The organism is Pseudomonas sp. R3-18-08, assembly GCF_003852065.1.
GTDB lineage: Bacteria > Pseudomonadota > Gammaproteobacteria > Pseudomonadales > Pseudomonadaceae > Aquipseudomonas.
Genome location: NZ_CP027729.1, coordinates 4,473,463 through 4,486,855, shown reverse-complemented (window position 1 = coordinate 4,486,855; position 13,393 = coordinate 4,473,463). Strand labels below are relative to the sequence as shown.

Genomic DNA, 13,393 nt, shown 5'->3' with positions numbered 1-13,393 from the left:
CTGACACACCGCTATCGGGAGCAAGCTCCCTCCCACATAGGTTTTGTGGTGAAGATGGCGCAAAAAAGGCGACCCAAAGGTCGCCTCATTCAACTGCGCCTTGATCAGAACTCGTGATCAGCGCTGTCCGGGTTCAGGTCGCTGATGCCCAGTTTGCCCGCAGCGGCTTCGATTGAACCGGTCTGCTTGACCAGCGCGGCGATAGCGTCACGTACGATCTGGTTACCCGCATCGTTACCGGCTGCGATCAACTGGTCGTAGTGCTCGCCCTTGGCGGCGTGGTCAACCATCACCTGGATCTTCGCTTCGGTCGCCGCCAGGTCAGCCTTGAGGGCTGCATCGGCCGCCGGGTCGGCTTTGGCGACCAGGGACGACAGGCTCGGGCCGGTCAGCTTGTTGCCGTCGACGCGGGTGTACTCGCCCAGGTAGACGTTGCGGATGCCCTTGGCGTCATAGAAGTGCGAGTTATGCGTGTTGTCGCTGAAGCAGTCCTGCTCGTCTTCCGGCGAGTTGGCCTCCAGGGACACCTTCATGCGTTCGCCAGCCAGCTCGCCGAGGGACAGGCTGCCCATGCCGAACAACATTTTGCGCAGGCCGTCGGTAGCCGGTTCCGACTCCAGGGTGGCGCGGTAGTTGTCTTCGACGTTGGGCTTCCAGTTGCCGACCATTTCCTGCAGGTCGCTGACCAGCAGTTGGGTCACGGCGCGCAGGTAGGTACGACGACGCTCGTTGTGGCCGCCGGTGGCACCGTCACCGGTCATGTAATCCGAGGCCGGGCGGTTACCCGCGCCTGGACCGGTACCGTTGAGGTCCTGGCCCCAGAGCAGGAATTCGATGGCGTGATAGCCGGTGGCGACGTTGGCTTCGGAACCGCCCAGCTCATTGAGACTGGCGAGTTTTTCCGGGGTGATCTCCTTGACGTCGACCTTGTCTTCGCCGACCTGGACCTCGGTGTTGGCGATGATGTTGGCGTTGGCGCCTGGATTGCCCAGTGCGTGTTCGTAGGATTTGTCGACATAGTCGATCAGCCCCTCGTCCAGGGGCCAGGCGTTCACCTGGCCTTCCCAGTCGTCGATGATGGTGTTGCCGAAGCGGAACACTTCACTCTGCAGGTAAGGTACGCGCGCAGCGATCCAGGCGGTACGGGCCGCTTTGAGCGTGTCGTCGTTCGGGTTGGCCAGGAAGGTGTCGATGGCGGTCTGCAGGGTTTTCGCGGTGGACTCGGCGTCGCTGTACACCGCAAACACCATGTCTGCGTAATGCGCGACCACGGCCTTGGCGGCAGCCTCGTCGACCTGGCCCGCAGGCGCGGCTGGCGCTGGGGCGGTAGTGCTGGCAGCGGCAGGCGCCTGAGGCGCGGCGGCCTTGTCTTTACCTTCGCCGCAACCGGCGAGAGAAATAGCGATAGCCAGCAGACTGGCGGTGGCCAGGGGCATACGAATCATGGCGAACATCCTGCTTCGGTTGTTGATAGGGCGCGCGCGCGGGCGCAAAAGCTGCGACATAATGCGAAAGATTTGCATTTTGTGTAAAGGCTTATACGCGGGAAATATTTGGAATCGTTCGGCCCGCTCAAAGAATCGCCGCGTTATTGCGTTCCGATTGCTTCAAGTAAGCCGCCAACTCCCGGGCCGGCAGCGGTTTGCTGTAGTAGTAACCCTGGCCTTCATGGCAGCCCTCGGAAATGATGTAGGCCTCCTGTTCGGCGGTCTCCACACCTTCGGCAATCACCTGCATGCCCAGGCTTTTGCCCAATTGGATAATCGCCCGCACGATGGTCGCATCGTCGTCTACGTCCAGCAGGTCCTGGACGAAGCTCTTGTCGATCTTGATTTTGTCCAGCGGCAGGCTTTTAAGGTAACTGAGGGATGAATAACCGGTGCCGAAGTCATCGATGGCGATCAACGCCCCCGAACGACGCAGGCTCAACAGGTGTTGGGCGGCGGTGCTGATGTCTTCCATCAGGCCCGTTTCGGTGACTTCCAGCTCCAGGCTGCGGGGCGGCAGGCGGTAAATCTGCATCAGGTTGTTGACCACCCGCGGCAACTCGGTGTGGTGCAACTGCACCGTGGACAGGTTGACCGCCATGCGCAGCTCGGTGAAGCCCTGGTCATGCCATTCGCGCAGTTGGCGGCACGCCTGGTCAAGCACCCATTCGCCGATGGGAATGATGGTGCCATTCTGCTCCGCCAGCGGGATGAACAAGTCCGGCGGAACCAGGCCGTGTTCCGGGTGCTGCCAGCGAATCAACGCCTCTACACCGACCACGCGCAGGTCGCGATAGCTGATCTGCGGTTGGTACACCAAGTGGAACTGGTCGCGGCTCAAGGCATCGCGCAGGTCTTTTTCCAGCTCACGGCGCCGACGCATTTCGCTGTCGACGCTGGCGATATAGAACTGATAACGGTTGCGCGAGCGGCTTTTGGCCAGGGTCATGGTCTGTTCGGCTTTCTGCAGCAATTTCTCCGTGCTGTCGCCGTCTTCCGGGAACAAGGTGATGCCGATGGTGGCGCGCAAGCGAATTTGGTCCTGATCGAGGGCGAACTCCGCTTCCAGGTCATCCAGAATGCTTTGCGCCAGTTCGGCGGCTTCGTAGGGCTGGTCGATATCGGCTTGCACCAGGGCGAACTGGTCGCCCCCCAGGCGTGCGAGCGCGCCGAGGCGACCGCTGTGGGCGCGCAAACGATCGGCCAGCGCCAGCAGCAGTTTGTCGCCGTTCTGGTAGGTAAATTGTTCGTTGACGCTCTTGAAGTCATCCAGCCCCACGCACAACACCGCCACGCGGCGCTGACGACGGCCGGCATCGGTCAGGATCCTGTCCAGTTGCTCCTGCAGCTTCTGGCGGTTCGGCAGGCCGGTGAGAAAGTCATACTGGGCCATGCGCAACAGGCTGGACTCGGCCGCGTGGCGCAGGTGGGTGTTGCGTTCGATGGATTCGAGCAACTGGTTGGCGGTGTTTATCCACAGGCCCAGCTCATTACGTTCATGCCCCTTGAGCTGCGGGATCTTGTGCTCGCTGGGCCGGTCCGGGTTGATCGACGTCAGGTGTTCGATAATCCGCGACAGCGGTTTGGTCAGCAGCCAGTGATACACCAGGTACAGCACCAGGCCCATGGCCAGGGCGCGCAGCACGCCGGAAATAAAGATGATCACTGAGCTGACAATAAAGCCTTCGCCGTAGGTCGCGGTGTCGAGGGTAATGCTCAGGTCGCCGTAGTACTCGCTGTAGGGGCCCTTGCCGACCAGTGCGGTGGTGAAAGTGCGCTCCTGCCCGAGAATCAGGTCGGTCAGCCAGCGGCTGGAAGAGTGCTGCAAGGCGCGGCTTTTTTCCGCCAGCATGGTTTCGTTGGGATGACCGATGGACGCGACGCGCACGGCGTCATCCTGAAACAGCCCTTCGATCACCTGCATGCCCATTTCGCGGTCCAGGCTATACACGGCCTGGGTCGAGGGGTCGCGAAACATGTCGAGAATACGTTGGGCATCACCGGCCACGGCCTGGCGCGTCTTGTAGGCATCGAACACGATCTGCGCCACGCTCAGCGCTACGCCCACGATCAATGCCGAGAGCAAGACAACCCGTAGCAACTTCACCGACAAGCTGTTTTTGAGTTCCAGCTTCAAAGGGGCATTCCTTGTCTCATGCGGGTGGCCTTCAATATGCCATGAGTATTGGCAATCGGGCGATGGCAGTCAAAGGAACATTGGCGCGCAAGGCGACTTCACACCTGACAGAAAGGAAAAAACCAGAAAAACGGCGGATTCGTTCCGCCGTCTGACTGTTTGACTAACGCGCTGCATGCCAACGGTAGCTTGGCATTTCAAACGCATTGATTAACTGACTGAAAAATCAATCTTCGGCGGTGGCGGTGGCATGTTGTCCTCACCGGGGCGCTCTGGTGCTTTCGCGCCACCTTCATCGCCGCCGCCACCTGCACCACCGGCAAGACCTTTCATCAGGCCGCTGATGAGTTGCATCGCCATCTGCCCGCCTGCTTTTCCGATTTCTTCCATCTTTTTTTCTCCAGAAGAGCGCGAGAGGGTTATTCCTCTCACTCAGTGCGTGGCAAATTCCCTTCGGCGAGTTCCACGATTCCAACCAACTCGCTACTTTCCAGCGCCCATGAAAAAGCCCGGCAATCGCCGGGCTCTTTCTACTGCAAGCGTTGCTTAGGCAGTGAAGGTCTTGCCTTCGAACTGCTCGGCCACGAACTTCCAGTTGACCAGGTTCCAGAACGCTTCTACATACTTCGGACGCACGTTGCGGTAGTCGATGTAGTAGGCGTGCTCCCAGACATCGCAGGTCAGCAGCGGGGTGTCGCCGTTGGTCAGCGGGTTGCCTGCGCCGATGGTGCTGGCCAGGGCCAGGGAACCGTCAGCCTTCTTCACCAGCCAGCCCCAACCGGAACCGAAGGTGCCGATGGACGTCTTGCTGAACTCTTCCTTGAACTTGTCGAACGAACCGAATGCAGCGTTGATGGCTTCAGCCAGTGCACCGGTAGGTTGGCCGCCGGCGTTTGGCGCCAGGCAGTTCCAGTAGAACGTGTGGTTCCAGACCTGAGCGGCGTTGTTGAAGATACCGCCCGAGGAAGACTTGACGATTTCTTCCAGGGTCTTGCCTTCGAACTCGGTGCCTGGCACCAGGTTGTTCAGGTTCACGACATAGGTGTTGTGGTGCTTGTCGTGGTGATACTCCAGGGTTTCCTTGGAGATGTGCGGCTGCAGGGCATCGTGTGCGTAGGGCAGCGGCGGCAATTCGAAAGCCATGATGATTCTCCTAATCAGGTCAGTTGCGGTGAGCGCAAGGCCGATCACGGGCGGCCAAACAAGCGCCGGCGAGTCTGTACTCTTTGCGGCGCAAGTTCGGGATCATAGCACCGGGGGTGCGGCAAAACCACGCAACAACTGTGTGGGATAGAGGTTCCAGAGCCTTTTGGAATAAGTTCATGGCGCACTGATTAATTGGTAGGCCACGCTGAACATCATCACGGCCACCAGCAGGTCCAGCAGGCGCCAGGTGGCCGGGCGCGCCAGCCAGGGCGCCAACCACGCCGCGCCGAGGGCCAGTGTTGCGAACCACAGCAACGAAGCGCTGGCGGCGCCCGCTACATACGCGCCCGGTTCGGTTTGCTGCGCGCCCAGTGAGCCGATCAACAGCACGGTGTCCAGGTACACGTGGGGGTTGAGCAGGGTCACCGCCAGGGCGCTGAGCAACACCGCGCGCAATGAGCGCACCTTGAGGTGTGCGCCTTGCTCCAGGCTCTGTTTCGAAAACGCTCGACGCAACGCCAGGGTGCCGTACCACAGCAGGAACGCCGCGCCGCCCCAACGGGCAATGCCCAGCAGCAGCGGGCTTTGCGCCAAAACCGTCGCCAGGCCGAATACGCCGGCGGCCACCAGCAATGCATCACACACCACGCACAACGCGGCCACCGGCAGGTGATGTTCACGGCGCAGACTTTGCGCCAAGACGAAGGCGTTCTGGCTGCCGATCGCCATGATCAGGCCGAGGGACACCAACAGCCCATTCAGATAGCTTTGCCACATAAGGTTTACTCCGCGTCCGCCGCCAATTGGTGCAACACATGCATGGCGCGCTCGGCATCCGCGCGACCGACGAACAGGTGGTCGTGGTAATAACCGGCGATCACGTTGCAGCTGATACCGGCCTTGCCCAGCGCGCTGGCGAACGCGGCGGTCAGGCCCACCGCTTCGAGGGCCGAATGCACATTCAAGGTGATCCATGCCGCCACATAGTCGAAGGCCAGGCCGGCCTGCTCGGCGTGCCGGCGCTCCAGGATCAGCGTCAGGCCTTCCTGCTCGCGAAAGCTGCCGATCACCTCGCAACCGGCCGGGATACGGTGATCGGGCAGGGTGCAGAACACGTAGTCACCTTCATTGAGCTGAGGGCTCATGCTGCGCAACAGGGTTGCCAGGGCAGTTTCGCCAACCATGGGAGTTCCTTATAAAGAGAGAAGCGATGCTGGCTATTCTCTGGGTACAGGCTGTATAAGAAAAATCAATATTGCTGATCTCTCATTAGAGAAACTGATGTTCGACTATAAATTGCTTTCCGCGTTGGCGGCCGTAGTGGAACAGGCGGGCTTCGAGCGCGGCGCGCAGGTGCTGGGGCTGTCGCAGTCGGCCGTGTCCCAGCGCATCAAGCTACTGGAAGCGCGCGTCGGCCAACCGGTACTGGTACGGGCTACGCCGCCGACCCCCACCGATATCGGCCGGCGCTTGCTCAACCATGTGCAACAGGTGCGGCTGCTGGAGCGCGACCTGCAAAGCCAGGTGCCTGCGTTGGACGAAGAAGGCATGCCCGAGCGCTTGCGCATCGCGCTGAACGCCGACAGCCTCGCCACCTGGTGGGCGCTGGCGGTGAGTGATTTCTGCGCCGAACAGCACTTGCTGCTGGACCTGGTGGTAGAGGACCAGACTGTCGGCCTCAAACGCATGCGCGCCGGTGAAGTGGCGGCCTGCATCTGCGCCAGCGAGCGCCCGGTGGCCGGCGCCCGCAGCCTGGCGCTTGGCGCCATGCGTTATCGCGCATTGGCCAGCCCCGCGTTTATCGCGCGGCACTTCCCCGCTGGCGTGCAGGCCGACCAACTGGCCAGTACCCCGGCCCTGGTGTTCGGGCCGGATGATTTCCTGCAACACCGTTACCTGGCTTCGCTCGGGGTGAACGGTGGTTTCGAGCACCATTTATGCCCGTCGTCCGAAGGCTTTATCCGCCTGACGGAAGCCGGCCTGGGCTGGGGCCTGGTACCCGAACTGCAGGTACGCGACCAACTGCAGAACGGCCTGTTGGTCGAATTGCTGCCAGATAAGCCCATCGACGTGCCGCTGTACTGGCATCATTGGCGCAGCGGCGGGCAACTGTTGGGCCTGTTGACCGAGCATCTGGCACAGGTCTGTGGGCAATGGTTGGTGCCCTATCAGCAGTGACGAGCGTCAAGCTGCAAGCGGCAAGAGAAGAGCTTGCGGACCGTATTTAACTTACAGCTGACAGCTTGAGGCTTGCAGCTGTATCCGTAGGAGACACCATGAAGATTCTGGTCACCGGCGCAAGCGGCTTCATCGGCGGGCGCTTTGCGCGTTTCGCCCTGGAGCAGGGCTTGGACGTGCGGGTCAACGGGCGACGTGCCGAGGGTGTGGAACATCTGGTGCGGCGCGGGGCCGAGTTTATCCAGGGTGATCTGAACGATGCCGACCTGGTGCGCGCGCTGTGCCGTGACGTCGAGGCCGTGGTGCATTGCGCCGGTGCCGTCGGGCTGTGGGGCAAGTATCAGGATTTCCATCAGGGCAATGTGCTGGTCACCGAGAACGTTGTCGAAGCGTGCCTCAAGCAGCGGGTCGGGCGCTTGGTGCATCTGTCCTCGCCCTCCATCTATTTCGATGGGCGCGACCACTTGGGGCTGACCGAAGAGCAAGTGCCCAAGCGCTTCAAGCATCCTTATGCGGCGACCAAATACCTGGCGGAGCAGAAGGTCTTCGGGGCCCAGGAATTCGGTCTGGAAGTGCTGGCCCTGCGCCCGTGTTTCGTCACCGGTGCCGGTGACATGAGCCTGTTCCCGCGCCTGTTGAAGATGCAGCGCAAGAACCGCCTTGCCATCGTCGGTGACGGCCTCAACAAGGTCGATTTCACCAGCGTGCACAACCTTAACGAGGCGCTGCTCAGCAGTTTGCTGGCGCCTGGTTCGGCGTTGGGCAAGGCCTACAACATCAGCAATGGCACGCCGGTGCCGGTGTGGGATGTGGTCAACTACGTGATGCGACAAATGGACCTGCCGCAGGTCACCCGCTATCGCTCCTATGGTTTGTCCTACAGCATGGCGGCTTTGAATGAAGCGTTCTGCGCAATGTGGCCGGGGCGGCCGGAGCCGTCGTTGTCGCGCCTGGGCATGCAGGTCATGAACAAAGATTTCACCCTCGACATCAGCCGGGCGCGGCATTATCTCGACTATGAGCCCAAGGTCAGCCTGTGGAGCGCCCTCGACGAGTTCTGTACCTGGTGGAAGGCCCAGGCCCCGGGCCACGCTTAAGCTCACAACAACACATCGGGAACCGTATTGAGGGTTGCGTGTCGACCCATGCGCCGAGCGCAGGGTTTATACTCGCGCCGCTCGGCTTTCCAGCCGGCCATCTCATTGATTCAGGATAGATTCATGCGTAACGATGCTAAAGACGACTTCGACAACGTTCCCAGCCTGCGGGCTGATCTCGGGGACGATGATGATTTCGTGCCGACTGCCGCCACCTCGGTGCGCTCGCGGACGACGCCTGTGGTCAAGGTTAAACGGGCCAACACCGGCCCGTTGTGGGCGTTGGTCGGCGCATTGCTGATCGCCTTTGCCGGCCTTGCCTGGTGGAGCTTCCAGCAGATTTCCCTGATGGGCCAGCAACTGGTCGCTACCCAGGAAAGCTTTGCGCGTATCAGCGAAGAAGCGGCGGGGCGCCTGCAGGATATTTCCGGCAAGGTCGTGGCCAGCGAAGCCAATGTGAACAACGGCAGCGAAGCCCTGAAATTGCAGATCAAGCAGCTGGAAGCCCAGTTGCTCGAGCAGGGCAAGCAACAAGTGGGCGTGGCCGGCCAAGCCACCGCGCTGGACCAGCGCCTGGCACAGATGAGCGCCAGCACCACTGAGCTTGCGAATGCGAATGCCAAATTGCAGGGCCAGGTGCAGGCCCTGACCGATGCGGTCGCCAGCCTCAAGGCGGCACAGGTTGAGACCAAGGACCTGGCTAACGACGTGGCGGCCTTGAAGAAGCAAGGCAATCCGACGGCGGCCATCGCCCGTCTTGAGCAGGACGTGCTGGTCCTCAAGAGCGCGCAGGAGAATCAGCCCACCACCACGGATGCACCGACCAATAAAGAGTTTGACGTGTTCCGCATCCAGACCACGCGCAATATCACGACCTTGCAAAGCCAGGTGCAGAACCTGAATCAACGTCTCAATGCGCCGGCGGCGGCGACGCCACTGGGTCAATGACTCGTTCTGTGGACTGTGAATGAGGCCAAACTGTGGGAGGGGGCAAGCCCTAATGCCAGTCAGTTAAGGCTTTTTGTAGGAGCGAGGCTGAACTGGCCTAATGAATTTGGACACATCATAAGGGCGCTATGATGGCGCCCAAACCAAAGGTATGCACATGATGCGAAAGTCCTATTCCAGCGAGTTCAAGCTCAAAGCCGCAAGGATGGTGCTTGATCAAAACCAACCTGTTCCCGAGATTTGCGCCAGTTTGGATATCGGCCCCACGGCTCTGCGCCGCTGGGTCGAGCAGGTGCGTAAAGAGCGCACTGGATCCACGATGGCTGGAACAAAGGCGATTACTACCGACCAGAAGCAAATTCAGGAATTGCAGGCCCTGCTCAGGCAGAAAGATCGGGATATCGAAATCCTAAAAAAGGCCAGTGTTCTCCTGCTTTTGGACTCCAAAGATCATTTCCTCTGATCAGCGAGCTAGGCGAACAGTACGGCATTACAGATTGCTGCCGCGTTTTTGAAGTCAACCGCAGCAGCTACTACGCCTGGCGTCAGCGCCAGGGAAAAATCAACCTTGAGCGCGAAGCGCTCAAGGTTGTTCTAGTTAAGTACCACAAGGCCTCAAGAGGATCGGCTGGAGCGCGAACCCTCTCTGAAGACCTACGAGGCGCAGGCCATCAGGTGGGGCGTTACATGGCTCGCAGCTTGATGAAGGAAGCCGGGATTGCCAGCCGCCAACGCAGGCCCCATAAGTACAAATCGTCAGGCGCTGAATCCTTGGTGGCTGAGCATGAGCTGGAGCGCGAGTTCTACGTAGCTGACATCAACAAGGTCTGGTGCGCGGACATCACCTATATCCAGCTCGGTAAGCGCTGGCTCTACTTCTCGGTAGTTCTGGATCTGTTTGCGCGCCGAGTGGTGGGATGGTCGTATTCACTGGTCGCCGATGCGCCGTTGGCAAGTGAGTCTCTGCGCATGGCTGTGGAGTTGAGAGGACGACCTAAAGGGGTGCTGTTTCACTCCGACCAGGGTTGCCACTACACCAGCCATAAGTTCAGGGCTGAACTGCTGTCACACGAGCTCAAGCAGAGCATGAGTCGAAAAGGCCAGTGTTGGGATAACGCCCCGATGGAACGTTTTTTTGGCAGTTTGAAGTCCGAATGGGTGCCCGAAGGGGGCTATAGCTCGGAGTACGAGGCCGAGGTAGACATCAACCGATATGTGGCGCGCTACAACAGCGTAAGGCGCCACAGTTACAACGGTTACCACTCACCGATAGCGGCGGAAAAGCTAGCGGCGTGAGAACCGAAAAAAATGTCCAAAATTACTGGACCAGTTCAGGCGGGCGGCTAGCCCTTGCTCGCGAAAAACTCACAGGCACCGCGTTCATTCAGAAAGCACGCGTTATCGTTAACGTTTTTCGCGAGCAAGCTCGCTCCTACAGACGGCGGTGTACGCTTAACTGACTGGCATTAGGGCAAGCCCCCTCCCACATTTAAACCTGTATTAATCAGGTAAATCGATGTCGCTCGCACTTTTGTCACCGCCCGGTGACATTTCTTGTCCCCTTCGTTACTTGCCACTCCCGCGCCCTTGTTTAGACTCCGGTCACCCCACAAAAAACAATTAAGGGCCCCCATGACCATGCAACCACTGCCTGCCAGCAGTTGGCTGAACGCACCTGCCCATCACGCCTGGCTCGCGGCAGAAGGCCAGCGTCTGCTGTCATTTGCCAAGGCGTCGCGCCTGCCGCACGGCTTCGGCAACCTCGACGATAGAGGCCAGCTGCCGGCCGATGCCCATGCCGAAACCATGAACACTGCCCGTATGACGCACAGCTTCGCCATGGCCCACGCCATGGGGCTGCCCGGTTACGCCGAGCTGGTAGCCCACGGCGTCGCGGCCCTCAGTGGCCCGTTGCACGATAGCGAACACGGTGGCTGGTTCGCCGCGCCCGATGCCATCGATGGCAATACCGGCAAGGCCGCTTACCTGCATGCGTTCGTCGCCCTGGCCGCCAGCTCTGCGGTGGTGGCCGGTGCACCCGGTGCACACACCCTGTTGAACGATGCGGTCCATATCATCGACCAGTTCTTCTGGAGCGAAGAGGAGGGCGTGATGCTCGAATCTTTCGCCCGCGATTGGAGCGGCGTCGAAGCCTATCGCGGCGCCAACAGCAACATGCACGCCACCGAAGCGTTCCTCGCCCTGGCCGATGTCACCGGTGACACGCGCTGGCTGGACCGCGCGTTGCGTATCGTCGAGCGCGTTATCCACACCCACGCCGCCGGTAGCCACTTTATGGTGATCGAGCACTTCGACGCCCAGTGGAAGCCTTTGCCCGCTTACAACGAAGACAACCCCGCCGACGGTTTCCGTCCCTACGGCATCACCCCCGGCCATGGCTTCGAATGGGCGCGGCTGGTACTGCATCTGGAAGCGGCGCGCCTGCAAGCCGGGCTGCCAACGCCGGACTGGTTGGTGAGCGATGCCCAAGGGCTGTTTGCCAGCGCCTGCGACTATGCCTGGGCCGTGGATGGTGCGCCGGGCATTGTCTACACCCTGGACTGGAACAACCGCCCGGTCGTTCGCGAACGCCTGCACTGGACCCATGCCGAAGCCAGCGCTGCGGCCCAGGCGCTGCTCAAGCGTACCGGTGAGTTGCATTATGAAATCTGGTACCGGCGGTTCTGGGAGTTTTGCGAAACCCATTTCATCGACCGGCTCCATGGCAGCTGGCACCACGAACTCAGCCCGCACAACCAGCCCAGCAGCAAAGTCTGGGCGGGCAAACCGGACCTGTACCATGCCTGGCAAGCCGTGTTGCTGCCTGCATTACCCTTGGAACCCAGCCTGGCCAGTGCATTGGGCAGCGGACGCTATGTCACCAAGTGGTGACATTTGTACGTCCCTTTGTTACCTGCGCCCGGAAAATCCCTGTTTAAACTCCGTGCAGCGCAAGCTCTAGACTTGCATGCATAACAACAAGAAAAGGTATTCAGATGAACGCGATTAATCGCCTCGCCGTAGCTATTTCCGTTGCCTCGTTGTTTCCCCTCAGTGCATTTGCCGCCGACTCGAAAGGGACGGTTGAAGTGGTGCATTGGTGGACCTCAGGCGGTGAAAAAGCGGCTGTCGATGTCTTGAAGGCCCAAGTCGAGAAAGACGGCTTCACCTGGAAAGACGGCGCTGTTGCAGGTGGCGGCGGTGCCACTGCAATGACCGTGCTGAAAAGCCGTGCGGTCGCCGGCAACCCACCTGGCGTTGCCCAGATCAAAGGTCCGGACATCCAGGAATGGGCGTCCACCGGCCTGCTCGACACCGACGTGCTCAAAGACGTCGCCAAAGAAGAAAAATGGGACTCCCTGCTCGACAAGAAAGTCTCCGATACCGTGAAGTACGACGGTGACTACGTCGCCGTACCGGTCAACATCCACCGCGTGAACTGGCTGTGGATCAACCCGGAAGTCTTCAAGAAAGCCGGCATCACCAAGAACCCCACCACCCTCGAAGAATTCTATGCCGCCGGCGACAAGCTGAAAGCGGCGGGCTTCATTGCGCTCGCTCACGGCGGCCAGCCTTGGCAGGACAGCACCGTGTTCGAGGCGGTGGTGCTCTCGGTGATGGGTGCCGATGGCTACAAGAAAGCCCTGGTCGACCTGGATAACGGCGCACTGACCGGCCCGGAAATGGTCAAGTCGCTGACCGAGCTGAAGAAAGTCGCGACCTATATGGACGTCGACGGCAAAGGCCAGGACTGGAACCTCGAAGCCGGTAAAGTCATCAACGGTAAGGCCGGCATGCAGATCATGGGTGACTGGGCCAAGTCCGAATGGACCGCCGCCAAGAAAGTCGCCGGCAAGGACTACGAGTGCGTAGCCTTCCCGGGCACCGACAAAGCCTTTACCTACAACATCGACTCCCTGGCGGTGTTCAAGCAGAAAGACAAAGGCACTGCCGCTGGCCAGCAGGACATCGCCAAAGTCGTGCTGGGTGAAAACTTCCAGAAAGTGTTCAGCATCAACAAGGGTTCGATCCCTGTGCGCAACGACATGCTGAACAAAATGGATTCGTACGGTTTCGACTCCTGCGCCCAGACGGCGGCCAAGGACTTCCTGACCGATGCCAAGACCGGTGGCCTGCAGCCAAGCATGGCGCACAACATGGCCACCACCCTGGCGGTACAAGGTGCGTTCTTTGACGTGGTCACCAACTACATCAACGATCCGAAAGCCGACCCGGCCGACACCGCCAAGAAATTGGGCGCTGCGATCAAGTCAGCCAAGTAACGCGCTCTAAAAGCGCTTTTCTGTAGGAGCGAGCTTGCTCGCGAAAAACTCAAGGTCACCGCGTTCATCCCTGATGCCCGCGTCATCGTTGAAGACTTTCGCGAGCAAGCTCGCTCC

The 13,393-nt window shown here is 60.2% G+C and carries 13 protein-coding genes; 7 read left to right on the top strand and 6 right to left on the bottom strand.

Annotated features, from left to right (window positions below; translation table 11 throughout):
• Positions 1 to 104: 104 nt before the first annotated feature.
• The 6 genes from C4J92_RS20590 to C4J92_RS20565 all read right to left on the bottom strand — a co-directional run bounded on the left by C4J92_RS20590 (position 105) and on the right by C4J92_RS20565 (position 5,954).
• Entirely contained in the window at positions 105 to 1,445 is a 1,341-nt protein-coding gene (locus C4J92_RS20590) for an imelysin family protein (RefSeq protein ID WP_124364132.1), read from the bottom strand.
• 127 nt (positions 1,446 to 1,572) lie between these two features.
• The gene (locus C4J92_RS20585; protein WP_124364131.1) at positions 1,573 to 3,624 is read right to left on the bottom strand and encodes a bifunctional diguanylate cyclase/phosphodiesterase; all 2,052 of its coding nucleotides are present in this window, start codon (positions 3,622 to 3,624) and stop codon (positions 1,573 to 1,575) included.
• A 210-nt stretch (positions 3,625 to 3,834) separates the two neighbouring features.
• Entirely contained in the window at positions 3,835 to 4,014 is a 180-nt protein-coding gene (locus C4J92_RS20580; RefSeq protein WP_104504514.1) for a hypothetical protein, read from the bottom strand.
• Between the two features lie 156 nt (positions 4,015 to 4,170).
• Positions 4,171 to 4,767 (bottom strand): superoxide dismutase, encoded by a 597-nt coding sequence (locus tag C4J92_RS20575; protein ID WP_065949384.1) that lies wholly within the window; start codon positions 4,765 to 4,767, stop codon positions 4,171 to 4,173.
• 177 nt (positions 4,768 to 4,944) lie between these two features.
• Positions 4,945 to 5,547: a LysE/ArgO family amino acid transporter gene (locus C4J92_RS20570; RefSeq protein ID WP_124364130.1), complete on the bottom strand. Its 603-nt coding sequence runs from the start codon at positions 5,545 to 5,547 to the stop codon at positions 4,945 to 4,947.
• A 5-nt stretch (positions 5,548 to 5,552) separates the two neighbouring features.
• Positions 5,553 to 5,954 carry an ACT domain-containing protein gene (locus C4J92_RS20565; protein ID WP_124405105.1) on the bottom strand — a complete coding sequence of 134 codons (402 nt, stop codon included), beginning with the start codon at positions 5,952 to 5,954 and terminating at the stop codon, positions 5,553 to 5,555.
• Between the two features lie 97 nt (positions 5,955 to 6,051).
• On the opposite strand from C4J92_RS20565, the gene C4J92_RS20560 reads away from it, so the two are divergent.
• The 7 genes from C4J92_RS20560 (at position 6,052) to C4J92_RS20535 (ending at position 13,276) form a co-directional block, all read left to right on the top strand.
• A complete protein-coding gene (locus tag C4J92_RS20560; RefSeq protein WP_124405104.1) occupies positions 6,052 to 6,948 on the top strand; it encodes a LysR family transcriptional regulator ArgP in 897 nt (298 codons plus the stop codon).
• Positions 6,949 to 7,046: 98 nt separating this feature from the next.
• The gene (locus C4J92_RS20555) at positions 7,047 to 8,045 is read left to right on the top strand and encodes an NAD(P)-dependent oxidoreductase (protein WP_124405103.1); all 999 of its coding nucleotides are present in this window, start codon (positions 7,047 to 7,049) and stop codon (positions 8,043 to 8,045) included.
• Positions 8,046 to 8,168: 123 nt separating this feature from the next.
• Positions 8,169 to 8,993 (top strand): ATPase, encoded by an 825-nt coding sequence (locus tag C4J92_RS20550; RefSeq protein WP_124405102.1) that lies wholly within the window; start codon positions 8,169 to 8,171, stop codon positions 8,991 to 8,993.
• A gap of 157 nt (positions 8,994 to 9,150) precedes the next feature.
• Positions 9,151 to 9,456: a transposase gene (locus C4J92_RS27270; RefSeq protein WP_256657424.1), complete on the top strand. Its 306-nt coding sequence runs from the start codon at positions 9,151 to 9,153 to the stop codon at positions 9,454 to 9,456.
• Complete coding sequence (locus tag C4J92_RS20545; protein ID WP_305955743.1) at positions 9,360 to 10,289, top strand: IS3 family transposase; 930 nt, start codon at positions 9,360 to 9,362, stop codon at positions 10,287 to 10,289. The genes C4J92_RS27270 and C4J92_RS20545 overlap by 97 nt, the downstream gene beginning before the upstream one ends.
• Before the next feature lie 336 nt (positions 10,290 to 10,625).
• Positions 10,626 to 11,885, top strand: a complete 1,260-nt coding sequence (locus tag C4J92_RS20540) for an AGE family epimerase/isomerase (protein WP_124405101.1) — start codon at positions 10,626 to 10,628, stop codon at positions 11,883 to 11,885.
• 104 nt (positions 11,886 to 11,989) lie between these two features.
• Entirely contained in the window at positions 11,990 to 13,276 is a 1,287-nt protein-coding gene (locus C4J92_RS20535; RefSeq protein WP_124368119.1) for an ABC transporter substrate-binding protein, read from the top strand.
• Positions 13,277 to 13,393 lie beyond the last annotated feature (117 nt).